Origin of the sequence: Aliiroseovarius halocynthiae (assembly GCF_007004645.1) — a bacterium.
GTDB lineage: Bacteria > Pseudomonadota > Alphaproteobacteria > Rhodobacterales > Rhodobacteraceae > Aliiroseovarius > Aliiroseovarius halocynthiae.
In genome coordinates, this window is the sequence record NZ_ML660019.1 from 898,971 (window position 1) to 923,107 (window position 24,137).

Sequence of the window (24,137 nt, forward strand, 5' to 3'; positions counted from 1 at the left end):
CCTTAGTCTAGCGGTCTTACTTGGCGCGGGTCCAGTCCGCGATGTTCCACAGCTCGCTATCCCATACATTCATCCTTACGCCTTGAAGCGATGCGGCATGGGCCGAAACTTCGCCGCGATGCACAAGTGGGATCAACGCACCTGCCTGCATCAGCATGTTGTTCAGCTGTTTCGAGATTTCGATCCGTTCGCCCAAATCCACGGTGTTTCCCAGCTGTGCAACCAATGCGTCGTAATCCGGGTTGCAGTGACGTGGGACATTCATGCCCGCCCAACCGTTTTCAGGTGTCGGGATTGCAGCGCAGGTCCAGTTGTTCAGATAGGGCTCGGGATCGTTGCCGGGGAAGAAGTTGGTGAACATTTCCAGATCGGCATAGAATTTCTGATACGTATCCGGGCTGGACTGATCGCCACCGAAAAAGACAGACGGTGCAATGGCACGCAATTCCGTCTCAACCCCGATCTCTGCCCACCACGCTTTCAGCAGGTCTTGTGTGGTCTGGCGTACCGGATTGACCGAAGTCTGGAAAAGCAGCGACAGCGACACGCCATCTTTGTCGCGAATTCCATCGCCATCACTGTCGGTCCAACCCGCTTCGTCCAACAATGCGCGTGCACGGTCCAGATTTTGCGTCAGACAATCGTCATTTGCGCCAGAAGCATAAATCGCAGGGGCGGCAAGCACGTCACAGGTTGCGCGGCCTGTATCTCCATAGGCAATGGCCACAAGCGTATCGCGGTCAACTGCCAGGGAAAGCGCCTTGGTTACGCGTGGATCTGCAAGGAAAGGATGTGCCCCACCGCCGTGCGTCGACCGGATATCGTTCAGATCAGCTGATGGGTCGGTCAGGTTAACCTGCAGCCGCTCGACTGCGGTCCCGAAATCCGTCACAACCGTGCCCCTTCCGGCGGCCTTCATTCCGGCCAGTACCTGAGGGTCAAGCTGCAGGTTCCAGGCATAGTCAAACTCGCCCGTTTCCAGAACTGCGCGTGCCGCGCCCGAGGCATCGCCGCCACCTTTGATTGTAACGTTTGCGAAGCCCGGCTTGGCTGCGTCCCGATAGAAGGGGTTTATGTCATACGTGACGACGTCGCCGGGTTTGAATTCGGTGATCTGATATGGGCCGGTCCCGATTGGGGAAAGATTTTGCGCCGAACAGTTCAGTGCATTTGCCCCCATGCAATCTGCAAACTGTGCGGCTTGTAAAACCGGAACCTCCAAGCCAACAAACGGGGCATAGGGGTAAGGCTTTGGCTTAGAAAAGCTGATTTTTACGGTGTGTGTGTCCAATGCCTCGATCTTGTCGACATCGGTGAACTTGGCGCTTACTTGACACCCGCTGTCAGCGCTTAGGCAGTAATTTGCAGTGAACACCACGTCATTGGCAGTGAAATTACTTCCGTCTGACCATTTGATCCCTTGCTTAAGGCGCCATGTGATCGACCGCATATCAGCGGCCATGCCGCCATTGTCCATTGTTGGGATAGCCTCGGCCAGCCACGGCACCATTTGGCCCGTTTCGTCATGGCGGGCGAGGGGTTCCAGCACCAGCGAGGCAGGCTCGGAATCCTTGGGGCCAGATGCCAGGTAAGGGTTCAGAAGCGTTGGCGCCTGCCAATAAAATAGTTTCAGATCTCCCTGTGTGCCACGCTCGGCAAAGGTGGGAGTTGCCAGGGCGGAAACACTCATTGCTGCCAGTGCAGCGTTTTTGAAAACAGAAGACATATTTGATCCGTTCCCCAGATTTGTCCACAAGCCAGCTTTGCTTAGGAAAGATAGAAAGACAGCGTAAGCTCGATCGAACGTCGCGGAAATCATACTCGCATACTGGTGTCGTGCGCTACCCGACCTGTCTACGATATGACACTGTGTGACAGGCCTGTTGCAAGAGGGGACATGAGGGATTCGTTGAATTTCTGCTGTTGTTGCATTTCTAATCCTGATAGAGTTCAATGACATATCGGGCAGAATTCACCTAGTCGGAAGGCAGCAGCTTCCCAAAAAGCCGCTGCAGGGGTCTTGAGTAGTCATGGCTTTCTGGACATTCTGTTCTGTGGTGCCCTCGCGCCGCCATACCTCTCTAAGAAAAGGATGAACCTGTGCCGATCAAGAACCGCTTCGCCGAACTTCACAAGGACATCACTGCATGGCGGCAGGATTTCCATCAGAACCCCGAGCTGCTGTTTGATACGCACCGGACTGCCGGTATCGTCGCCGACAAGCTGCGTGCATTTGGCTGTGACGAGGTAATCGAGGGGATCGGTCGAACAGGCGTGGTCGGCGTCATTCGCGGGCGCGAGACGGGCTCGGGCAAAGTGATTGGTTTGAGGGCAGACATGGACGCGCTGCCGATCCACGAAGAAACTGGGCTGGACTATGCGTCGACTGCTCCGGGGAAGATGCATGCGTGTGGCCATGATGGGCACACGGCAATGTTGCTGGGGGCCGCGCAGTATTTGGCCGAGACCCGAAATTTCGACGGAACGTGCATCGTGATCTTCCAGCCCGCCGAAGAAGGCGGCGGCGGCGGTCGAGAAATGTGCGAGGACGGGTTGATGGACCGGTTCGGCGTGCAGGAAGTATACGGCATGCATAACTGGCCGGGGCAGCCCGCAGGGGCTTTTGCAATTCGTCCTGGCCCGTTTTTTGCGGCAGCAGATCTTTTGGACATCCAGTTCATCGGGCGCGGCGGTCATGCCGCAAAGCCGCATGACACAATTGACCCGGTGGTGATGGCGGCGCAGGCCGTCACCGCGCTTCAAACCATCGCCTCGCGCAATGCTGACCCGACGTTGCAGCTCGTTGTGTCCATCACCTCGGTCGAGACGTCATCGACCACGTTCAACGTGATCCCTCAATCGGTGCAATTGAAGGGCACCGTGCGCACGCTGTCACCTGAAGTGCGGGATTTGGCCGAAACACGCATATCCGAGATCTGCAACGGGATTGCCGCAACGTTTGGCGGCGAAGCTAGGGTTCAGTATGGGCGGAACTATCCGGTGATGATCAATCACGACACCGAGACGACCTATGCCGCCGAGGCCGCACGCAAAGTGGCCGGAGACTGCGAAGAGGCGCCCTATGTCATGGGAGGCGAGGATTTCGCCTTCATGTTGGAAGAGCGTCCAGGCGCCTATATTCTGATGGGCAATGGTGACACTGCAATGGTCCATCACCCGGCATACAACTTCAATGATGAGGTGATCCCGCAGGGCTGTTCATGGTGGGCAGAGGTTGCGGAGAGTCGGATGCCGATAGCTTAGGGTAAGGGGCTTTGCCCCTCGGCCCTATGGGCCTCACCCCAGGATATTTGGCACAAGAAAAAGAGAGCCGGCGCTAGCCACCTGTGTGGTTCATATGCCGGATCGTCTGGCCGCGAATTTCTTGACGGCTATAGTCGAAATCATGGCCCTTGGGTTTGCGCCCGATCGCGGCATGGATAGCGTCGATCAAGACGGCATCGCTTTCGGATGCCCGGAGCGGTTCGCGCAAGTCAGACATGCCGTCATGGCCCAGGCAGGTGTAAAGCTGGCCGGTGCAGCTCATACGCACGCGATTACAGCTTTCGCAGAAATTGTGGCTCATCGGAGTGATGAAGCCAATTTTCTGGCCAGTCTCAGCGATGCGGACATAGCGGGCGGGGCCGCCGGTGTTTTCATCTAAATCAGTGAGGGTCAGGCGTGTTTCCAGATGCGCGCGCAGCTGGGTCAGGGGCCAGTATTGATCCAGACGATTCTCGGTTCCCATATCGCCCATGGGCATCACCTCGATAAAGGTCAGGTCCATGTCTTTTTGCGCACACCAGTCGGCAAGGGCGAAAACCTCGTCATCATTGAAGCCCTTCAGCGCGACCGCGTTGATCTTGACGCGCAGCCCGGCGTTTTGGGCGGCGTCAATCCCGCGCAGAACTTGGGGCAGGCGGCCCCAGCGGGTGATTTTTGCGAATTTGTCTTCATCCAGCGTGTCGAGCGAGATGTTGATCCGGCGAACCCCTGCCGCGTACAGGTCATCTGCAAAGCGGTGGAGTTGCGAGCCGTTGGTGGTCAGCGTCAACTCATCCAGATCGCCTGTCTGAAGATGGCGGCCCATCGCGTCGAAAAAGCCCATGATGCCTTTGCGGACCAAAGGCTCGCCCCCGGTAATGCGCAATTTACGCACGCCCAGACCGATGAAGGCTGAGCATAGGCGGTCGAGCTCTTCCAGCGTCAGCAGATCTTTCTTGGGCAGAAAGGTCATGTTTTCGGCCATGCAATAGGTGCAGCGGAAGTCGCATCGGTCCGTGACGGACAGGCGAAGATACGTCACCGGGCGGTGAAATGGGTCGATAAGCTTGGGCGTTTCCATGAGATGAACCTAAGCACGGGCAAAGGTACGCGCAAGTCACGGCCGCGTCATTTCAACCGTTGAATGCGGCGAAGATTTGCGCCAGTTTGAGTGTATGAAACAGGTTATTCTTCTTTCCGCTGTCTGTCTGGCCGTCACAGGATGTGCTGGCGTGGACATGAACAATATTTTGCCGTCGCCGCCGCATTTGCAGCGGGCGCCGGCTGGTCCCACTGTTAACCCGGATGTGCCCCCTGCGGATGCGACCACGGTTGATGAATTTGATACCGCCAGCGAAGGCGACAAGGTGGCAGCCCTTGCGTCGACCCCGACGCCGGCGGGTGCGTTGGGCACAACGGTGGCCAATCTTGGCGACCCAACGGTGCCGGGTTTCTGGGTTGAAACACCGCTGGTATCGTCAGAAGTCAACGGTCGGGTGCAATCCAAAACCACGGGGCGCACCGTTAAGGTGACGTTGAAGCCGACGACGACGGGCGGCAGCCGAATTTCGATCTCGGCCCTGCAATTATTGGATCTGGACCTGTCAGGTCTGCATGAACTGGTGGTCTTCGGGTCGTGAGCCTGATCGAAGATGCGGCGTGGCTGGAACTTGGCCACGTCCGCAAGCTGGTTGCGCCTTGGGGTGCCTGGGCGAACCTGCGTTCCACGTTTCATTGGGACGTGCCCACGCATTTCAATATCGCTGAACGGTGTTGTGACAGTTGGGCCAGCATGGATCCTGACCGGGTCGCGCTGACGCATGTGCATCAAGACGGGCGTGCCGAGGATTGGAGCTTTGGGCGTCTGAAAGATGCCTCGGACCGGTTTGCGACGGTATTGCGCGATGCGGGCTTATCCAAAGGGGACCGTGTCGCGGTTCTGTTGGGGCAGGGACCCGAGGTTCTGATTGCCCATTTCGCGGCCTATAAGTTGGGCGCGGTGGTTTTGCCTTTATTCACGCTGTTTGGGGCGGATGCGCTGGCCTATCGTTTGTCCGATAGTGGCGCGAAAATCGTGCTGACGGATGCCGATAATCTGGGCAAACTTCAAGAAATACGCGCACAACTGCCCGAGCTTGAGGCGATCTTTACCACACAGCCCAGCGACGAAGCGCAGCCGTTTTGGGAAAGGTTGAGCACTGCCGCCCCACTGACCGAGCCGATCGATACACTTGCCGAAGATCCGGCCGTGATGATCTATACCTCGGGCACCACGGGGCCACCCAAAGGAGTGCTGCACGCGCAGCGATTCTTGCTTGGTCACTTGCCGAGCGTCGAGACGTATAACGAGGATTTCCCACAAGCCGGGGACAAAGGCTGGACACCCGCCGATTGGGCATGGATCGGTGGTTTGATGGATCTTGCGCTGCCGTTTCTTTATTTCGGTGTGCCCATTGTCAGCCACCGCATGCGCAAGTTCGATGCAGATGCGGCCTATCGCCTGATGGCCGACCACAAGCTGCGCAATCTGTTCATGCCGCCCACTGCCCTGAAGCTTTTGCGACAGTCGGATGCGGACCCCAAGGGCGTGCAGATCAGATCTATCGGCTCGGGTGGTGAAAGCCTTGGGGCGGGGCTTCTGGACTGGGCCGACCAGGCGCTGGGCGTGAAGATCAACGAATTCTATGGACAGACGGAATGCAACCTTGTCTTGTCCTCGGTCGCGGGCGCGATGGACGTCAAACCAGGCAGTATGGGGCAGGCCATTCCGGGGCATGACGTGGCGTTGCTTGATGAGGATGGCGCGCCGGTTGTTCAGGGTGCCATGGGCGAAATCTGTGTGAAGGCGCCGGATCCTGTGATGTTTCTGCGCTATTGGAACCTGCCCGCGAAAACCTGCGATAAATTCCATGACGTCGCGGGCGAGAAATGGTTGCGAACTGGTGATCTGGCCAGTCAGGATGCCGATGGCTATTTCACCTTTGCAAGCAGGGATGATGACGTCATCACGTCGGCAGGATACCGCATCGGTCCAAGTGAGATCGAGAATTGCCTAATGACTCATCCTGACGTCACAATGGCGGCGGTGATTGGTGTGCCCGATCCGCTGAGAACCGAAGCGGTTAAAGCCGTGGTGGTGTTGCGTGCGGGCTGTGATCCCAACGGCATGGACGCGGCGCTGATCCAATTGGTTAAAGACCGGATTAGCCCGCATGTCGCACCGCGCATGGTCGAATTTGTGGATCAACTTCCGATGACAGCGACAGGCAAAATCATGCGCCGCGAGCTGAGAGGGTAGGAGGGGGGCGGTCCCCGCCCGCCCTTTTGGGAAAAGTCAGACTCCCCCGGGATATTTGAGACTAGAAAAGCTGGAAATTTGAAACGGAATGACGTGCGCGTATCGCGCGGGGTCAGCCGTCTTCGTCGCTGTCGTCCTGAGGTTTGCGACCCCAGCTTTCCTCGCGCAGCTTTCGCTTCTCCGCCCTCCACTTGTCCTTGGCTTCTTTCTGAAGCTGGGCAGGGGGCGGCAAGTGTTTCCGCGCCTCTTTCAGGGCAAAGGGTAGCAGCGTTTTTGCGTGGGGTTTCAGAAAGGCGCGGGCGCGGTCTGGGGCGTGTTTCGAGAGGTCCCGAACCCACCATGCGATGGCTTTCTGGATGAACCATTCCGGGTCACTGACATAGCCGTCAGCCCATCCCAGCACACGGTCCCGAATGGCAAGATCTGCGTCCTTCGGGTTGTTTTGCTTGGTCCATGGCAGAGTGATGACAAGGGCCGCGCGGCGGGTCCACATGTGGTCAGATTTGGTCCATTTTTCCACATCATCAATGCGTGTTGGATCGGCCACCAGACGTTTTTGCCCTGCCATGCAGACGTGATCTGCGATGGCCCAGCTGTCGAAATCGGGAATCCAGCTTTGGATCAAATCCCACACTGCGTCATCAGGGCGAATACGCGCCTGCGTCAGCAGCTTGGCTGCCGCGATCCGCGCTTCGAACACATCAGTTTTCCAAAGCTGATCGGCCAACGCGACGCGCTCGTCAACGCTTAGTGACTGGCGCCATTCCTTGGTCAAATCATTCAGCGCCGGGTTTGGGATGCCCCAAACCTCGCGCGTTTGCTTGTGATAGGCCTTTTGCCCTTCAGCGCGGCCCGGTTCGATCTGGGCGCGCAGTTGCTCTAGGGCGTCATCCAATGTCATTCATCATCTCCAAGGATGCCCGTGGGCAATCCGTCAATCGTGGTGGTGTTCTTTTCGACCCAATAGGGGGTCAGATCGTCACCTTTGCCCTTCAGGGCCGTGATCAGCGTGTCGCGCTGGCTGGACAGCTCCATGCGGGGCACAGCATATCCGCAAGAGGTCTGCACCATGTCAACCGACATGTCATAGACTTGGCGTGCGCCGAACGGATCCCCGAAAGGGGCCACCAGATCCGACCAGTCCGCATCATGCGGATGTACAGTACGGGCAGTCCCATAGGCGCGCAGGATCAACGGGCGTTGCCCAAAGCTGCACCACATCATTGTCATGCGATTGGCCTGACGCAGATGCCCTGCCGTTTCATTTCCCGACCCGGTATAGTTCAACCAAATCAAGCGGTTCGGACCCGTAACCCGCAAGCTGTTCATCCCCTTGGGTGACACGTTCACGCGGCCATCGGGTGCAGCTGACCCAACGAAGAACATGGGCTGCTCTTCGATGAAGCTGCGATGCGCATCCTCGATCTTGTCAAACTGCTTTGCCATATTGGGGCCTTTCCCGGTTACTCGACCGTGACTGATTTGGCCAAGTTGCGCGGCTGATCCACATCTGTACCTTTTGCGATGGCAGTATGATAGGCCAAAAGCTGTGCGGGAATGGCGTATAGGATTGGTTGGATCAACTCGGGTGCTTCGGGCATGGCCAATGTCTGCCAGACGCCATCGCCGGCTTCCTCGGCGGCGCGGGCATCGGATACCAGCACCACACGGCCACCGCGGGCCATGACCTCTTGCATGTTGGACACGGTTTTGTCGAACAGCCCGTCATGGGGCGCCATCACGACGGTCGGTGTGACCTTGTCGACAAGCGCGATGGGCCCGTGTTTCAGTTCGCCCGAGGCATAGCCTTCGGCGTGGATATAGCTGATTTCTTTCAGTTTCAGCGCGCCTTCCAGCGCCAGTGGAAACATCTGGCCGCGCCCCAGGAACAAGACATCTCGTGCTTCGGCCAGTTTGCTGGCGATGGCTTTCGTGGCAGCGTCGATGGTCAGGGCGTGGCTCATCAATCCGGGCAGTTGGCGCAGCTCGGACAGGTGTTTGGCCAGGCCAGCATCGTCCAGATGTCCACGATCATGGCCAGCTTTCAGTGCCATCACGGCGAAGCTGGTCAGTTGGCAGGTGAAGGCTTTGGTCGAGGCGACCGACACTTCGACACCCGCGTGGATTTCCACCGCGACATCGCTTTCGCGTGCGATCGAGCTTTCGGGCACGTTAATTAGCGCGACGATCTTGTCGACCTTGCCTGCCGAATAGCGCAGTGCGGCCAGTGTGTCGGCAGTTTCGCCCGATTGGCTGACAAACAGGCCAATCGTTTTGGGTGCGAAAGGTGCCTCGCGATAGCGGAACTCGGACGCGACGTCGATGTCGACGGGCAGGCGGGCATAATGTTCGAACCAGTATTTCGCGACCAGTCCGGCGTAATAGGCGGTGCCGCAGGCGACGATGGACAGGCGATCCACGTCGGCAAAATTAATCCCGCCCATGTCCATGGTGATCTGGTCGCCGGACACATAGGCCTCAAGCACCTCGCCAACTACGGTGGGCTGCTGGGCAATTTCTTTCGCCATATAGTGCTTGTAGCCGCCTTTTTCGATCCGCGCGGCGTCAAGTTTCACCTGTTTCATCGGGCGGTTGGCGCGGCGGCCTGCGGCGTCATATATTTCGGCGCCATCACGGGTGATGACGGCCCAGTCGCCTTCTTCCAGATAGGTGATTTTGTCGGTCATTGGGGCCAGCGCGATGGCATCGGAACCCACGAACATTTCGCCGTCCCCATGGCCGATGGCCAAGGGGCTGCCTTTGCGGGCGGCGATCATCAGGTCGTGCTCACCGTCAAACAGGAAACACAGGGCGAAGGCGCCGTCCAACTGTGCCAAAGTGGCCTCGACGGCCTCTTTCGGGGTCTTCCCTTGCGCCACATAGCTTTGCGCCAGCAGGGCCACGGTTTCGGTGTCCGTTTCGGTCGAGAACTCCAGACCTTCGGCGGCCAGTTTCTCGCGCAGCTCGCGGAAGTTCTCGATGATCCCATTATGGACCACAGCCACATTCCCGGCGCGATGCGGGTGGGCGTTGTCGGTCGTGGGCGCGCCATGGGTGGCCCAACGGGTATGACCAATGCCGGATTTGCCCGCCAAAGGGTTATGCACCAGCGTGTCTGACAGGTTGACCAGCTTGCCTACTGCGCGGCGGCGATCCAGCGCACCTTCTGCGTTGATCGTTGCGATGCCCGCGCTGTCATAGCCGCGATATTCCAGCCGTTTCAGGGCTTCGACCAAGATTGGCGCGGCTTCGTGATTGCCCAGTACCCCTACAATACCACACATTTTCAGGATCCTTTCTGGCGGCGCGCCTTTGCGGCCTTTAACTTTTCGAACAATTTAATGGCAAGGCCCGGTTTGATCTCGATCTTGGCGCGACCTACCGCCATGGCCCCTGCAGGCACGTCTTTTGTTACCACTGTGCCGGTCGCGGTCATCGCCTCGTCCCCGACCGAAACCGGGGCGACAAGGCAGGTGTTGGACCCGATAAAGGATCGCGCGCCAATGTCCGTGTGGTGTTTCGAGACACCGTCATAGTTGCAGGTAATCGTACCTGCACCAATGTTCGCGCCTTCGCCCACACGTGCATCACCCACATAAGACAGGTGATTCACCTTGGCGCCTTCTTCGATCTGGGCATTCTTGATCTCAACAAAATTGCCGATCTTGGCATGTTCTGCCAGTTCTGCGCCGGGGCGCAGGCGGGCATAGGGGCCGACAACGCCACCGCGTGACACGTGGCAGCCTTCCAAATGCGAGAACGCGCGGATGCGGCTTTCGCTTTCCACAGTCACGCCGGGGCCGAAAACCACGTTGGGTTCGACCACAGCGTCGCGCCCGATAACCGTGTCATGCGAGAAATAGACCGTGTCGGCAGCGATCAGGGTCACGCCATCTTCAATCGCAGCGGCGCGGGCATTGGATTGAAAAACCCCTTCGGCTGCCGCCAGTTCGGCGCGTGAATTGATGCCCAAAGTCTCGGCCTCGTCACAAGTGACGACACGCGCGGTCAGCCCTTTGGACCGGGCCACCTCCACAATGTCTGTCAGGTAATACTCACCCGCGGCATTGTCGTTGCCGACGCCGCCAAGCAGGTCAAACAGGACCGAGGCTTGCGCGGCGACAACACCGCTGTTGCACAGGGTGACGGCGCGTTCTGCTTCGTTTGCGTCTTTGAATTCTACGATGCGCTCTAGCACATCATCCTTCACGATCAGCCGACCGTACCGGCCGGGATCAGCAGCCTGAAATCCCAAAACGACGACATCTGCGCCCGCGCTACGCTCGGCCGCCATGGCTTCCAGCGTCTCGGGGCGAATGAATGGTGTATCTCCGTACAGAACAATCGCGTCCCCGTCGAACCCGTCCAGTGCAGGGCGGGCTTGTGCGACGGCATGACCTGTGCCCAGCTGTTCATCTTGCATGGCGATGATAATCTCGGGATCCAGATCGGCGGCAGCTTTGCCCACCATCTCGGCGCCGTGGCCAACGACCAGCACAGCGCGTTCGGGCTGAAGCGTCGCGCCCGAGGTCAACGCATGCGCAAAAAGCGGCGCGCCAGCGACCTCGTGCATTACCTTGGGTAGGTCCGAATTCATCCGTGTTCCTTTGCCAGCGGCAAGGACAATCAGGGCTGTTGCCATATCATTCTGCTCTTTCAATTCCTTTTGGCCCGTTTTACCCCTTGGGGCGCGGCTCGCAAGGGAAACTGGTTCAATTAACCTTACGCGAGGTTACAGGCTTCGGCGGGGAATTGCCAAAGAAGGATCACAGGAATGACTCAAGGCAACGGAAAACGGACAGTGATTTTCGATCTGGACGGCACGCTGGCAGATACGTCAGGCGATCTGATCGCCGCTGCGAATGCGTGTTTTGATGGGCTGGGGCATGGGCATCTTCTGGACCCTGTTGCGGACGCCCTGACCGCGTTTCACGGTGGGCGGGCGATGCTGCGCCTTGGGTTTGCGCGCGTGAATGGCGCTGCAGACGAGGCGGATGTAGATCGCGAGTTCCCCAATCTTCTGACCGCGTATGAGGCCGATATCGACCGGCATACCGTGATCTACCCCGGGACGATGGAAGCCGTAGAGCGGCTGCATGTCGCGGGATACGCTGTTGGGATCTGCACCAATAAGCCGGAAGGTCTTGCGCGTCTGCTTCTGACGCGCCTTGGTATTCTGGATCAGTTCACATCGCTAATCGGCGCGGACACTCTGCCAACGCGTAAGCCAGACCCGGCACCCTTCATGGCGGCAGCATTGCAGGCCGGGGGTGATCCGTCCCGCGCGCTTTTGGTGGGCGATACAGTAACAGACCGCGAGACCGCACGCGCGGCGAATGCGCCCTGTATTCTGGTCGGGTTTGGCCCAGAAGGACCGGGTGTGACCCGGTTGGAGCCTGAGGCGATGCTGGATCACTATGACGATCTTGACGACACCGTGTCACGGCTTATCGGCTAACCCCGTCCATTGACCTTCACGCAACGGCTGCGCACTACTACCATCATGAAAGAGCGATTCACCGGAAATTTCACCCAGCAAGAACCGATCCCGGACGAGGGGATTGAGGCGGCTTTGGAGGTGCTGCGCCATGGGCGTTTGCACCGCTATAACGTGGCCGAAGGCGAGACGTCACACGCGGCCCTGTTAGAGCAAGAGTTCGCAGCCCAGATGGGCTCGAAATACGCATTGGCTGTGTCATCAGGGGGCTATGCTATTGCGACGGCCCTGCGCGCTGTCGGGGTCGAGGCTGGCGACCGCGTTCTGACCAATGCTTTCACACTGGCTCCGGTGCCCGGTGCGATTGCGTCTGTCGGGGCGAAGCCGGTATTCGTCGAAGTGACCGAGGCGCTGACCATTGATCTGGACCATCTGACCGCGTTGCTGGCTCAGTCTGATGCGCCAGGTGTTCTGCTGCTGTCCCATATGCGCGGGCATATCTGTGACATGGACCGCTTGATGCAGATCTGCGATGCGTCCGGGGTCACAGTGATTGAGGATTGCGCCCACACGATGGGTGCGCGTTGGAATGGCGTGCTGTCCGGGCGTCACGGCGCGATGGCGGCCTATTCGACGCAGACTTATAAACATGTGAATTCGGGCGAGGGTGGGCTTCTGATCTCGGATGATCCCGACCTGATGGCCCGCGCGATTATCCTGTCGGGCAGCTATATGCTGTATGAACGCCACCTTGCCGGACCTCCGCCCGAGGCGTTCGAGAAGGTGAAATACATCACCCCTAATATCTCGGGCCGCATGGACAATTTGCGGGCTGCAATCCTGCGCTCTCAGTTGGCAAAATTGGATGCGCAATGTGCGGCGTGGAATGCCCGGTATCGCGTGGTCGAAGAGGGGCTTCGCAACACGCCGGGATTGACGGTGATCAATCGGCCTGAGGCGGAAAACTATGTGATGTCATCTTTCCAGTTCTTGCTGTTGGACTGGTCCGAGGATGCGGTGACAACGGTTGTGGATCGATGCGCAAGCCGCGGCGTTGAGCTGAAGTGGTTTGGTGGGGCGGAGCCTGCGGGGTTCACCAGTCGATATGACAGTTGGCGATATGCGGATACACCCAGCCTTCCCAAGACTGACCGGATCCTGAAAGGTATTCTGGATTTGCGCCTGCCGCTGACCTTTTCGATCGGCGATTGCACGATGATCGCAAGCATTATTCGTGAGGAAGTTCAAAGTTCATTTCATGAGAAATGATGTGGGCTAGGGGTTTGTATATCCTTATAAAAAAGGACAGGCATAGAGAAAATTATTGGCTTTGGCTCTATCCGTAGGATTATCTGGCCCTATTGGGGGGTGTTTTGGTGGCCTACGATGGTTCAATTCAGGCGAGAGCGGCGGAAGACCGGATACGTCTGAATGCAGAACCAAATAGGGACTCAAGTTATGGAAAACACCGTACTTTTGGCCGTGGATGGCAGCGACGGATCTGACCGTGCGCTAGGTCATGCAATTGCCAGAGCTAAGCAAGGTGGGGCCAAAGTGGTCGTCGCTTATGTGATCGAATGGTCGCCATATTCCTTCAACACTCCAGAAGAAAACGCCCAGCGGCACAGTCGCCGGGAATCCGAAATAGAACGCGCCAATTCCGAGATCGTAACCCCGGCTTTGTTGCGGCTGAAGGGCGAGGATCTGGAATGCGAGGGGGTCGTGCGACACGGGCCTCCGGCGGAAACCTTGATCGACCTCGCCAAAGAATGTGGCGCGGCGCAAATCCTGATCGGACGCAGGGGCCATAGCGGCCTGAAATCGCTTCTGTTTGGCAGCGTCGCAGGGAACCTTATTCAAACCGCGCCCGTGCCGGTTGTGGTTGTCCCCTGATCCTGAACTCAAGATTTCCGGAGGTGCATAATGAAACGCATCCTTTTCTTGCTGCTTACGGCAGTGTTCTATGCTGGACCGGCGCAAGCTGGTATTGACGAAACTATTAACAATATAACGGCCCCGATCGCGACCTTCATCGGTCAGGTCGTCTTCTTCAAAGTGCCAATTGCCGGGGCCAACCTTCCATTGGTGGTGCTGTGGCTTGTGATCGGCGCGGTGTTCTTCACCTTCTATATGGGGTTTGTAAACCTGCGCGGCTTCAAACATGCAATCGCCTTGGTACGCGGGGATTATGCAGATCCAAACAGCGCGGGCGAGGTGTCGCATTTCCAAGCGCTGGCAACGGCTGTGTCCGGCACGGTCGGCATCGGTAACATCGGCGGCGTCGCCGTCGCGGTGACCGTCGGCGGGGCAGGGGCCACGTTCTGGCTGATTGTCGCGGGTTTCTTGGGCATGTCGACCAAGTTCGTTGAATGTACCTTGGGCGTGAAATACCGGAACGAGAACCCGGATGGATCGGTTTCGGGCGGCCCGATGTATTACTTGCGCAAAGGCTTTGAAGAACGCGGCATGGATGGCTTCGGCAAATTCATGGGCACTTTTTATGCCGTTGGCATCTTCATCGGCGCCTTGGGCATCGGCAACATGTTCCAGTCGAACCAAGCTTATGTGCAGCTAAACACCGTCGCCGGTGGCGCGCTGGATGGCTATGGCTGGCTGGTCGGCCTGATCCTTGCCGCTGTTGTCTTCGCTGTGATCATCGGCGGTATCAAATCCATTGCCCGCGTGACCGAGAAAGTCGTGCCATTCATGGCCGTCTTCTACTGCGTGTTCGCGATTATCGTGATCTTGATGAACTTCAGCTCGATCCCCATGGCCATCAGTAACATCTTCACCGGCGCATTCACCGGCGAAGGCGTGACCGGCGGGGCGCTAGGTGCGCTGATCATCGGGTTCCAGCGTGCCGTATTCTCAAACGAAGCTGGGATCGGTTCTGCCTCAATCGCACACGCCGCTGTGCGTACGGATGAGCCCGTAACCGAAGGCTATGTGTCTTTGCTGGAGCCGTTCATCGACACGATCGTCATCTGTACCATCACCGCGCTTGTGATTGGCACAAGCCAAGTGGCTGACCCCAACTTTGCGGGCGATGCAACAGGTGTGGCGATGACATCCGCCGCGTTTGAACGCCAGATCAGCTGGTTCCCGCTGCCCTTGGCCTTCGGAGCGCTGCTCTTTGCCTTCTCGACCATGATCTCGTGGTCATATTATGGGCTGAAGGGCTGGACGTATCTGTTTGGCGAGGACCAAACGCTGCAGACGATCTATAAGCTGATCTTCTGTGCGTTTGTTGCGCTGGGCTGTGTTGTTCAGTTGGGTCCGATCCTGGATATCTCGGATGCGCTGGTCTTCCTGATCTGTGTGCCAAACATCCTTGGGCTTTACTTCCTTGCGCCCATCGTGAAGCGCGAGATGCAGAAGTATCAAGCCAAACTGGATAGCGGCGAGATCAAGAAGTTCAAACACTGATCGTTCCCGAAGAAAGTGAGAAGGCCCTCGTTGGAAAACGGGGGCCTTGTTCGTGTGGGGGGGGAAGGCAAGTTTGAACCCAAAGCATTGAGTGCAGTGCTTCGATACAAAGGAACCTTTGTACAGTGCGGTTCACCACGAAGCTGCACTCTACCATTCTGGACAAACTACTTGGTCTCGACCGTAGCAACGGCGCCGCAATGTGATTGCAACGCCTCCAGCGTCTGTGCCCAACTTGGATCGTTGCTGTAAAGATGAGAATAGAGAAACGCGGACGTGGCCCGCTGGACGACTGCGAGACGATCCGGGTCTTCGTCCCCTGTTTCTTTCGCATCGTAACCGGCGATCCCGCCAAGCCCGTGCTGTCCTTGGACAAGGTTCAACAGGTGCGATACGCCGGGGCCATCCTCATAGGCCGCGCGATACCATTCCGCACCGCGCACAGTCATGAACGGGTTCACATCTTCATTGCCGACCACAACAAGTGATGGTGTTGAAAGGTGCGAATAGTCTGGATTGAGCTCAGAGAAGTTTTCCCGCGCGAAGTCGCTGAGATTGTCACCACCACGTCCCGGAGGGGCGAGCAGCACGCCAGCCTTGATCCGGGGGTCTATGACGGAAACGTCCGTATCCGTCGCGTTCTTAGGGTCAGTCAGCCTCGCGCCAAGCAGCATTCCAACGGTCTGACCGCCCATTGAGTGGCCGATTGCGGCGATCCGATCATGATCAAGACGACCAGCAAGCAGTGGAACCGCGCTTTCAATCTCATCCAGTTGATCAATGATGTGCTTCATTTCGTTCACACGCATCCGCCAGAACAGCGGCGCACCTAGTTGGGTGTGCGGCAACCCACCGACCTTCGAATTGGCATGGGTTGGCTGGATCACGGCAAACCCCTGGCCTGCCAGGAAGGTGGCCAATGGTCCATATCCGTCCTTCGATGGCAGATAGAGCGACGGCCCATCCCCGTGAGAGAGCAGCACGATAGGAAGGTCTTTGCCGTCGATGGGGGCTGTGATCCGCATCACCAGCGGCTGCGACCGGAACTGCGCATCAAGCGTCACGGGATCAATTGAGATAGTTTGCACAGGCGCGCGCATTGGCAGATGGCGTGCTTTATTGATGAGATTGTTCATGAGTCTTTCCTGTATGGGGTGTTCAACCGGGTTAAGATCAGATACCGGTCATTAAGTGGATCAGTGTTCCGATAATGTATATGGAGCATTGTTCCGATTGTGTCAATAACCGGAACGTTGTTCCGAAAGGTGATGGCTGAAGGTGAAGTATGAGTGATACCAAGAACGATCCTGACACCACGCGGGCTTTGCGCGCAGATGCTGCACGCAATGAAGATGCCGTGCTACAGGCCGCCAAGGAGGTCTTCTTACAGTCTGGTGTGGATGCCCCGGTTCGCGAAGTGGCCAAACGCGCTGGGGTGGGCGTCGGCACACTTTATCGCCGTTTCCCGAAACGCTCCGATTTGATCAAGGCTGTGTTTCGCCGAGAGATCGACACGTGTGCTGACGCGGCCCGAGGTCTGGAAGCGTCGCTTGACCCCGGCGATGCCGTCGCCGAATGGCTCATGCTCTATGCAGGTTTTATGGGAACCAAAAAGGGGTTGGCAGTCGCGCTCCACTCCGGAGACGACGCCTACGCCGACTTGCCCGTTTACTTTCGGGAGCGTTTCGAACCTGCACTGGCTTGCCTGCTAGAACGCGCAGAAGCCGCAAATTTGATCCGTACCCCTGTCCAACCCTATGACCTGCTGAGGGCCATCGGGAATCTCTCCATGGCAGAGGGCGAAGATCGGGATGCACATGTGAAACATATGGTGTCTCTGATCATCCAAGGGCTTTTGGTGCGATGATCAACAGAGTCTGCGCATGATTGGTCCCTAGCAGCGCTGCGCGCTCGTCAGAAGCGGTCACTAGCGCCTGTCACAAATCACAGTGTCGCCCGCGTTGTGGACGTTGAGCACTCACCGTCCGGTCTTCGCAACGGAAACCCTCGCTTTGAATTGAAACACGCGCATCTGGTTATGTCATGCGCGCGCTCGACTTACGTCCCTGCGACGTCGCGTCGTTATTGACGCGAATCGTGCTTTCGGCGCATTAACTGAACAATCGTTCAATAATGCGATCTTATGATCTGACCCGAAGGAAGCGGCACATGTTCAACACCTCAATGAATTTCGACCTGGGCGAAGACGTCAATGCAATTCGCGAGATGGTGCATCGCTTTGCGCAAGACCGGATCAAGCCGATTGCAGCTGAAGTGGATCAGAAGAACGAATTCCCCAATGAGCTATGGAAAGAGTTTGGGGATCTTGGCCTTCTGGGGGTGACCACACCCGAGGAATATGGCGGGTCGGACATGTCCTATCTGGCGCATGTTGTGGCGGTGGAGGAGATCGCACGTGCCTCGGCCTCGGTGTCCTTGTCCTATGGCGCGCACTCGAACCTTTGCGTGAACCAGATCCGCCGCAATGCCACGGACGAACAGAAGGCGAAATATCTGCCGAAGCTCTGTTCGGGCGAGCATGTTGGTGCACTGGCCATGTCGGAGGCGGGCGCTGGGTCGGACGTTGTGTCGATGAAGTTGCGGGCCGAGAAGCGCAACGGATACTACGTGCTGAATGGAACGAAATACTGGATCACCAACGGCCCGGATGCTGATACGCTGGTGGTTTATGCCAAGACAGATCCCGATGCGGGCCCAAGGGGCATCACGGCGTTTGTCGTGGAAAAGGGCATGAAAGGTTTCTCGACCTCTGAGCATTTCGACAAGATGGGGATGCGCGGGTCGAACACCGCCGAGCTGATTTTTGAAGACGTGGAAGTGCCGTTTGAAAACGTGCTGGGCGAAGAAGGCAAAGGCGTTGCCGTTCTGATGTCCGGTCTTGACTACGAACGTGTGGTATTGTCGGGCATCGGCACGGGCATCATGGCCGCCTGCATGGACGAAATCATGCCCTATATGAAAGAGCGCAAGCAGTTCGGTCGCCCGATTGGGGACTTCCAGCTGATGCAGGCGAAGATCGCGGATATGTACACCGCAATGAACTCGGCCCGCGCTTATGTGTACGAAGTTGCCAAAGCCTGTGACCGGGGCGAGGTGACCCGACAGGACGCCGCAGCTTGTGTGCTTTATGCGTCGGAAGAGGCCATGAAGCAGGCACATCAGGCCGTGCAGGCTATGGGTGGCGCGGGCTTCATGAATGATAGCCCGGTCAGCCGTATCTTCCGCGACGCCAAGCTGATGGAGATCGGCGCAGGGACATCCGAGATCCGCCGCATGCTGATCGGTCGCGAGCTGATGGGCGCAATGTAAGGGCGCCTGCGAAATTACACTCTTTTCGAAAGGAACATTCTAATGGGTATTCTCCTTAATCTGACACTGCGGTCCGGTGCGGTTGTGTTGGCTCTGACAGGGGCCTCAAATGCTCAAGACCTCAGCTATTCCCCGACGATCACCGAAGCATGTGAATATGCACAAGGCAGCGATGGGATCGTGTCCATGGGGCATACGCCCGCAGCAATCGAATGCATCGGTGTTGCGGCTCAGGCCTGTATGATCGACAGCCGCATTGGTGGATCTACGGCAGGGATGTCTGCCTGTTTCGGGAAAGAGCTGGACTACTGGGATGCGCGATTGAACAACGCATATTCGGCCCTGATGGAACGGCTGGAAACATCGGACGCAGAAATGTCCGAGCTGGGTTCTTCCGCCCCAAAACAGGTTCCTGCGTTGCGCGATATGCAACGTGCTTGGATCACCTTCCGCGACGCGAAATGTGATTTCGAACGGTCGAATTGGGGCGGGGGCACTGGCGGTGGACCAGCGACCTTGGCCTGCCTGATGCAAGAGACAGCCGAGCAAGCCTTCCATCTGGAAAGCCAATTGGGCGAGGGATGATCGGCGGTAACTAATTCACGCCAATTGATGCCGGTCATCCAAGACAACATGTTCTCGCAGGAGAAGATTATGAAACTCACATCCCAAGCCACGCCCGGATCCGAGGCGTATAAAGCCAACCGCAAGGGGCATCTGGACGCATTGAAAGTGGTGGCGGATGCTGCTGAAGCTGCAGTTGGCGGCGGTGGGCAGAAATCCCGCGATCGTCACCTGAGCCGCGGCAAGATGTTGCCGCGCGACCGCGTGTCGAACCTGTTGGATCCCGGGTCTCCGTTTCTCGAAGTTGGTGCGACTGCTGCTCATGACATGTATGACAACGCAGCCCCGTGCGCGGGTGTTGTGGCCGGTATCGGTCAGGTGCATGGTCAGGAATGCATGATCGTATGCAACGATGCCACTGTGAAGGGTGGCACCTACTACCCGATGACCGTGAAGAAGCACCTGCGCGCGCAAGAGATCGCTGAGGAATGCAATCTGCCCTGCATCTATCTGGTCGATAGTGGTGGCGCGAACCTGCCGCAACAGGACGAAGTGTTCCCGGATCGCGACCATTTCGGTCGCATCTTCTATAATCAGGCGCGCATGTCTGCGAAGGGCATCCCGCAGATCGCGGTGGTAATGGGGTCGTGCACCGCTGGCGGCGCTTACGTGCCGGCCATGTCGGATGTGACCATCATTGTGAAAGAGCAGGGGACCATCTTCCTTGCAGGCCCTCCGCTGGTGAAGGCTGCGACAGGCGAGGTTGTTTCCGCCGAGGACCTTGGCGGCGGCGACGTGCACACACGTCTTTCAGGTGTGGCAGACTATCTGGCCGAAGATGACGCCCACGCGCTGGCGCTGGCCCGTCGCGCTGTGGAAAGCCTGAACCGCGAAAAGCCGATCACGGTGAAGTGGCAAGAGCCGGAAGAACCCGCCTACGACGCCGAGGAACTGCTGGGCGTTGTGCCTGCCGACCTCAAGACGCCCTATGACATCCGCGAAGTGATTATGCGCATCGTCGACGGCTCGCGCTTTGATGAATTCAAGCCGCGCTTTGGCGAGACGCTGGTCACGGGCTTTGCCCATTTGAAAGGCTGCCCCATCGGGATCATTGCCAATAACGGCGTGATCTTCTCGGAAGCCGCGCAGAAAGGTGCGCATTTCGTCGAGCTGTGCAGCCAGCGCAATATCCCGCTGGTCTTCCTGCAAAACATCACCGGCTTCATGGTGGGTCGTAAGTATGAAAACGAAGGCATCGCGCGCCACGGTGCCAAGATGGTGACGGCCGTGGCCACCACCAACGTCCCGAAAGTGACGATGGTGGTGGGCGGCTCTTATGGCGCTGGCAACTATGGCATGGCCGGTCGCGCCTATCAGCCGCGCTTCATGTGGTCCTGGCCCAACTCGCGCATTTCCGTCATGGGCGGCGAACAGGCCGCAGGCGTGTTGGCGACGGTGAAACGCGACGGGATCGAACGCAAGGGCGGGGAATGGTCGGCGGAAGAAGAAGCCGCCTTCAAGCAACCCACTATCGATATGTTCGAGGAACAAAGCCACCCGCTCTATGCCTCGGCGCGTCTGTGGGATGACGGCGTGATCGACCCGCGCAAATCGCGTGAAGTGCTTTACCTGTCGCTTTTGGCCGCGCTGAATTCGCCGATTGAAGAAACCAAGTTCGGCGTCTTCCGGATGTGATCTGTGGACACCAACCTTGTCATATATAGCGGGCTGACGCTGTTGATCCTCTACACGCTGGCCGAGCGCATCGCGCCGGTGCCGCGCGTCAGTGTGATCGACGGCTGTCAGCTTGGCTATGTCTATGACGGGGACACGGTCGAGCTGAAATGCCCGGACCGCAAGCGCACGGCCCGGTTGGTCGGCTTTGACACGCCCGAGACCAAGGATCCGGGCTGCCCCGGGGAAAAGGCGCTGGGCGACAAGGCCACGGCCCGCCTGCGCCAGATCGTCAAAGGGGCGGACATCACGATGCGCCATGACGGCCATGACAAATATGGTCGCGAGCTGGTGCGCCTGTCTGCGGATGGGCGCGACGTGGGCGATACACTGATCCGCGAAGGGCTGGCCTTGGCCTATCGCGGCGGCGGACGTGTCAATTGGTGTGAGAGATTGAATTGAATTCCCGCCCCGCGCTGGGCGGACACATGAAAGAGGGCTGAGGCCCACCCGAAGGAGGAACAGAGATGTTCACGAAAATCCTGATTGCAAACCGCGGCGAGATTGCCTGCCGTGTGATCGACACTGCCCGTAAGCTGGGCGTGGCGACCGTGGCCGTTTATTCGGACGCAGATGCGAATGCGCGCCATGTACGGATGGCTGACGAAGCGGTCCATATTGGTCCGCCACAGCCCGCCCAGTCCTATTTGTTGGGTGATCGGATCATTCAGGTGGCGCTTGATACGGGCGCACAGGGTATTCATCCCGGATACGGTTTCCTGTCTGAAAACCCCGACTTCGTAGATGCGGTTGAAAAAGCTGGTCTGACCTTCATCGGCCCGTCGGCAGATGCGATCCGCAAGATGGGTCTGAAGGATGCGGCCAAGAAGCTGATGGTCGAGGCAGGCGTACCTGTCGTTCCCGGTTACCACGGCGAAAATCAGGATCCCGGCTTCCTTGCGGCCGAGGCGGACAAGATGGGCTATCCCGTGCTGATCAAGGCCGTTGCTGGCGGTGGTGGCAAGGGGATGCGTCGTGTGGACGATCCCGCTGATTTCGCTGACGCGCTGAAATCGGCTCAGGGCGAGGCCCAGACCGCTTTCGGCAATGCCGACGTGCTGGTCGAGAAATACATCCTGTCGCCCCGGCACATCGAGGTGCAGGTCTTTGGCGATGGCACCCATGCGGTGCACCTTTTTGAACGTGACTGCTCGCTTCAACGTCGCCACCAGAAAGTGATCGAGGAAGCTCCGGCCCCCGGCATGACCGAAGAGGTCCGCGAGGCGATGGGCATGGCTGGCGTTCGCGCGGCCGAGGCGATCGGGTACAAGGGCGCGGGTACGGTTGAGTTCATTGTGGACGGCGCCAACGGCCTGCGTGCAGACGGCTTCTGGTTCATGGAAATGAACACGCGCCTTCAAGTGGAGCACCCCGTCACGGAAGAGATCACCGGCATTGATTTGGTCGAATGGCAGCTGCGCGTTGCAAGTGGTGAAGGTCTGCCCATGCAACAGGACGAACTGACCATCACCGGTCATTCGTTTGAAGCGCGGCTCTATGCAGAGGACGTCCCGAAGGGGTTCTTGCCTGCCACCGGTACGCTGTCTCATCTGAAATTTCCCGAAGGTGCACGCGCTGACACGGGGGTGCGGGCAGGGGACACGATCAGCCCGTTCTATGACCCGATGATTGCCAAGCTGACCGTGCATGCAGGTTCGCGTGCGGCGGCATTGCGGATGCTGTCATCCGCTTTGTCGAAGACCGAGGTCGCTGGATCGGTCACCAACCTTGCTTTTCTTGGGGCACTGACCCGTCACGAAGGCTTTGCGAAAGGCGATGTGGATACCGGCCTGATCGACCGCGACCTTGAGGCATTGACGCATGAGCCGGGCCCGACGATGGCAGATATCGGCGCCGCTGCTCTGTGCGCGTTGGATCTTTTGAAGCGTACGGGCACGGGCTTTACGCTTTGGGGCGGGCTGAACCATTTCGTCACGCTCTCCCATGCGGATGACACCTATGACGTGGTCGTTTCCTCCTACGGGGCGGATCGTCACGTGATCACCGTGGGTGAGGATAGCATCGAAGCCACCTGCCTGAACGGTCAGTGGAAGTTGGGCGAAGATCGCGGTCCGCGTGTCGCCAAAGCGGGCAATGTTGTGACTGTCTTTGCCCAGTCGGGGCTGGAATTCCACGTCTCTGATCCTTTGGATCAGGATGCAGGCGTAGGTGCAGGCGCGGGCGTGATCGAAGCGCCGATGCCGGGTCTGGTGAAGGCCGTCTTTGCGAAAGCAGGCCAAGAGGTGAAGGAAGGTGACCGCCTTGCGATCCTGGAAGCGATGAAGATGGAGCATTCGCTGGAAGCTGCGCGCGACGGCGTGGTGGCCGAGGTGCTCTGCGCTGATGGTGATCAGGTCGAAGCCGGCGCGCCGCTGATCCGTTTGGAAGAGGAAGAGGGTGACGCATGAGTTTTCGACTGCACCATGTTCAATATGGCCGCTCGGTTCGCGTGCTCTGGCTGATCGAAGAGATCGGACTGGAAGAAAAGCTTGGCGAGACGTTGGAGGTGATCGAGTACAAGATCGGCTCGCGCGAGATGTTCGAAAGCGATTTGCGCAAAATATCCCCTGCGACCCGTATTCCAGCGCTCGAAATCGGCGACATCACCATGTCGGAAAGCGGCGCGATCGTTGAATACCTGACCGAGGCTTATGCGCCCGATCTGGCTGTGGCCCCGGGCCAGCGCGAGCGTACGGACTATCTGCAATGGATTCACTATACCGAAACCATGGCCAGCCTGATCGAACAGCTGAACATGCAGATGGTGTTCCTGCGGCCTCCGGTCAAACCCAGCCCGGTTGTGATCAAGATCAACGTGGCGCGTCTGCGTCACACGCTGGCAGGGCTTGATGCACATCTGGAAGGGCGCGCGTGGTTGCTGGACCGTGGCTTCTCTGCCGCGGATATCATGATGGGGTTCAACATCTTTGCCGCGCCCTATTACGTGAAGCTGGATGAGTTCCCAAATATCACGGCGTATAAGGCACGGATCGAGGCCCTGCCATCTTATCAGCGCGTGGTTGCGCGCGAAGGCGAACAGCGTTTCTATGCGCAGGACTTCTATCCTGTGCCCACAGAATGACG

At 58.2% G+C, this 24,137-nt stretch carries 21 protein-coding genes; 14 read left to right on the forward strand and 7 right to left on the reverse strand.

Going from position 1 to position 24,137, the window contains the following annotated elements; translation table 11 throughout:
* Positions 1-16: 16 nt before the first annotated feature.
* Positions 17-1,690, reverse strand: a complete 1,674-nt coding sequence (locus FIL88_RS04510) for a peptide ABC transporter substrate-binding protein (RefSeq protein WP_246066605.1) — start codon at positions 1,688-1,690, stop codon at positions 17-19.
* A 410-nt stretch (positions 1,691-2,100) separates the two neighbouring features.
* Here FIL88_RS04510 and FIL88_RS04515 point away from each other — a divergent pair, with 410 nt between their 5' ends.
* Positions 2,101-3,264 carry a M20 aminoacylase family protein gene (locus FIL88_RS04515; RefSeq protein WP_142852606.1) on the forward strand — a complete coding sequence of 388 codons (1,164 nt, stop codon included), beginning with the start codon at positions 2,101-2,103 and terminating at the stop codon, positions 3,262-3,264.
* Positions 3,265-3,337: 73 nt separating this feature from the next.
* On the opposite strand, the gene moaA is transcribed toward FIL88_RS04515, so the two are convergent.
* A complete protein-coding gene (gene moaA, locus FIL88_RS04520; protein ID WP_142852607.1) occupies positions 3,338-4,345 on the reverse strand; it encodes a GTP 3',8-cyclase MoaA in 1,008 nt (335 codons plus the stop codon).
* A gap of 94 nt (positions 4,346-4,439) precedes the next feature.
* On the opposite strand from moaA, the gene FIL88_RS04525 reads away from it, so the two are divergent.
* Positions 4,440-4,904 carry a D-galactarate dehydratase gene (locus FIL88_RS04525; protein ID WP_142852608.1) on the forward strand — a complete coding sequence of 155 codons (465 nt, stop codon included), beginning with the start codon at positions 4,440-4,442 and terminating at the stop codon, positions 4,902-4,904.
* Positions 4,901-6,562: an AMP-binding protein gene (locus FIL88_RS04530; protein ID WP_246066606.1), complete on the forward strand. Its 1,662-nt coding sequence runs from the start codon at positions 4,901-4,903 to the stop codon at positions 6,560-6,562. Before FIL88_RS04525 ends, FIL88_RS04530 begins: the two co-directional genes overlap by 4 nt.
* Before the next feature lie 112 nt (positions 6,563-6,674).
* Here FIL88_RS04530 and FIL88_RS04535 read toward each other — a convergent pair whose 3' ends face one another.
* From FIL88_RS04535 to glmU, 4 genes are read right to left on the reverse strand one after another with little or no spacing between them, the layout of a single operon-like run.
* Entirely contained in the window at positions 6,675-7,463 is a 789-nt protein-coding gene (locus tag FIL88_RS04535; RefSeq protein ID WP_142852609.1) for a DNA alkylation repair protein, read from the reverse strand.
* Positions 7,460-8,008, reverse strand: a complete 549-nt coding sequence (locus tag FIL88_RS04540; protein ID WP_142852610.1) for a pyridoxamine 5'-phosphate oxidase family protein — start codon at positions 8,006-8,008, stop codon at positions 7,460-7,462. The genes FIL88_RS04535 and FIL88_RS04540 overlap by 4 nt, the downstream gene beginning before the upstream one ends.
* 17 nt (positions 8,009-8,025) lie before the next feature.
* Positions 8,026-9,846 (reverse strand): glutamine--fructose-6-phosphate transaminase (isomerizing), encoded by a 1,821-nt coding sequence (gene glmS, locus FIL88_RS04545; RefSeq protein ID WP_142852611.1) that lies wholly within the window; start codon positions 9,844-9,846, stop codon positions 8,026-8,028.
* A gap of 2 nt (positions 9,847-9,848) precedes the next feature.
* The gene (glmU, locus tag FIL88_RS04550) at positions 9,849-11,204 is read right to left on the reverse strand and encodes a bifunctional UDP-N-acetylglucosamine diphosphorylase/glucosamine-1-phosphate N-acetyltransferase GlmU (RefSeq protein ID WP_142852612.1); all 1,356 of its coding nucleotides are present in this window, start codon (positions 11,202-11,204) and stop codon (positions 9,849-9,851) included.
* 132 nt (positions 11,205-11,336) lie between these two features.
* Here glmU and FIL88_RS04555 point away from each other — a divergent pair, with 132 nt between their 5' ends.
* The 4 genes from FIL88_RS04555 to FIL88_RS04570 all read left to right on the forward strand — a co-directional run bounded on the left by FIL88_RS04555 (position 11,337) and on the right by FIL88_RS04570 (position 15,425).
* Positions 11,337-12,020, forward strand: coding sequence for an HAD-IA family hydrolase (locus FIL88_RS04555; RefSeq protein ID WP_142852613.1), 684 nt, complete (start codon positions 11,337-11,339; stop codon positions 12,018-12,020).
* 45 nt (positions 12,021-12,065) lie between these two features.
* On the forward strand, positions 12,066-13,268 hold the full coding sequence (locus tag FIL88_RS04560) for a DegT/DnrJ/EryC1/StrS family aminotransferase (RefSeq protein WP_142852614.1): 1,203 nt from the start codon (positions 12,066-12,068) through the stop codon (positions 13,266-13,268).
* Positions 13,269-13,457: 189 nt separating this feature from the next.
* Positions 13,458-13,892: a universal stress protein gene (locus FIL88_RS04565; protein ID WP_142852615.1), complete on the forward strand. Its 435-nt coding sequence runs from the start codon at positions 13,458-13,460 to the stop codon at positions 13,890-13,892.
* A 30-nt stretch (positions 13,893-13,922) separates the two neighbouring features.
* Positions 13,923-15,425: an alanine/glycine:cation symporter family protein gene (locus tag FIL88_RS04570; RefSeq protein ID WP_142852616.1), complete on the forward strand. Its 1,503-nt coding sequence runs from the start codon at positions 13,923-13,925 to the stop codon at positions 15,423-15,425.
* 167 nt (positions 15,426-15,592) lie between these two features.
* Here the strand turns inward: FIL88_RS04570 and FIL88_RS04575 are convergent, their stop codons facing one another.
* The gene (locus FIL88_RS04575; protein ID WP_142852617.1) at positions 15,593-16,561 is read right to left on the reverse strand and encodes an alpha/beta hydrolase family protein; all 969 of its coding nucleotides are present in this window, start codon (positions 16,559-16,561) and stop codon (positions 15,593-15,595) included.
* 149 nt (positions 16,562-16,710) lie between these two features.
* Here FIL88_RS04575 and FIL88_RS04580 point away from each other — a divergent pair, with 149 nt between their 5' ends.
* The 7 genes from FIL88_RS04580 to FIL88_RS04610 all read left to right on the forward strand — a co-directional run bounded on the left by FIL88_RS04580 (position 16,711) and on the right by FIL88_RS04610 (position 24,135).
* Positions 16,711-17,292 (forward strand): TetR/AcrR family transcriptional regulator, encoded by a 582-nt coding sequence (locus FIL88_RS04580; RefSeq protein WP_142852618.1) that lies wholly within the window; start codon positions 16,711-16,713, stop codon positions 17,290-17,292.
* 302 nt (positions 17,293-17,594) lie between these two features.
* Positions 17,595-18,755, forward strand: coding sequence for an isovaleryl-CoA dehydrogenase (locus FIL88_RS04585; RefSeq protein ID WP_142852619.1), 1,161 nt, complete (start codon positions 17,595-17,597; stop codon positions 18,753-18,755).
* A 42-nt stretch (positions 18,756-18,797) separates the two neighbouring features.
* Positions 18,798-19,340 (forward strand): lysozyme inhibitor LprI family protein, encoded by a 543-nt coding sequence (locus FIL88_RS04590; protein ID WP_246066607.1) that lies wholly within the window; start codon positions 18,798-18,800, stop codon positions 19,338-19,340.
* A 69-nt stretch (positions 19,341-19,409) separates the two neighbouring features.
* Positions 19,410-21,014, forward strand: a complete 1,605-nt coding sequence (locus FIL88_RS04595) for a carboxyl transferase domain-containing protein (protein WP_142852620.1) — start codon at positions 19,410-19,412, stop codon at positions 21,012-21,014.
* A gap of 3 nt (positions 21,015-21,017) precedes the next feature.
* Complete coding sequence (locus tag FIL88_RS04600; RefSeq protein WP_246066608.1) at positions 21,018-21,455, forward strand: thermonuclease family protein; 438 nt, start codon at positions 21,018-21,020, stop codon at positions 21,453-21,455.
* A 65-nt stretch (positions 21,456-21,520) separates the two neighbouring features.
* Positions 21,521-23,461 carry an acetyl-CoA carboxylase biotin carboxylase subunit gene (locus FIL88_RS04605; RefSeq protein ID WP_142852621.1) on the forward strand — a complete coding sequence of 647 codons (1,941 nt, stop codon included), beginning with the start codon at positions 21,521-21,523 and terminating at the stop codon, positions 23,459-23,461.
* Positions 23,458-24,135, forward strand: a complete 678-nt coding sequence (locus tag FIL88_RS04610) for a glutathione S-transferase family protein (RefSeq protein WP_142852622.1) — start codon at positions 23,458-23,460, stop codon at positions 24,133-24,135. The genes FIL88_RS04605 and FIL88_RS04610 overlap by 4 nt, the downstream gene beginning before the upstream one ends.
* Positions 24,136-24,137: the final 2 nt, after the last annotated feature.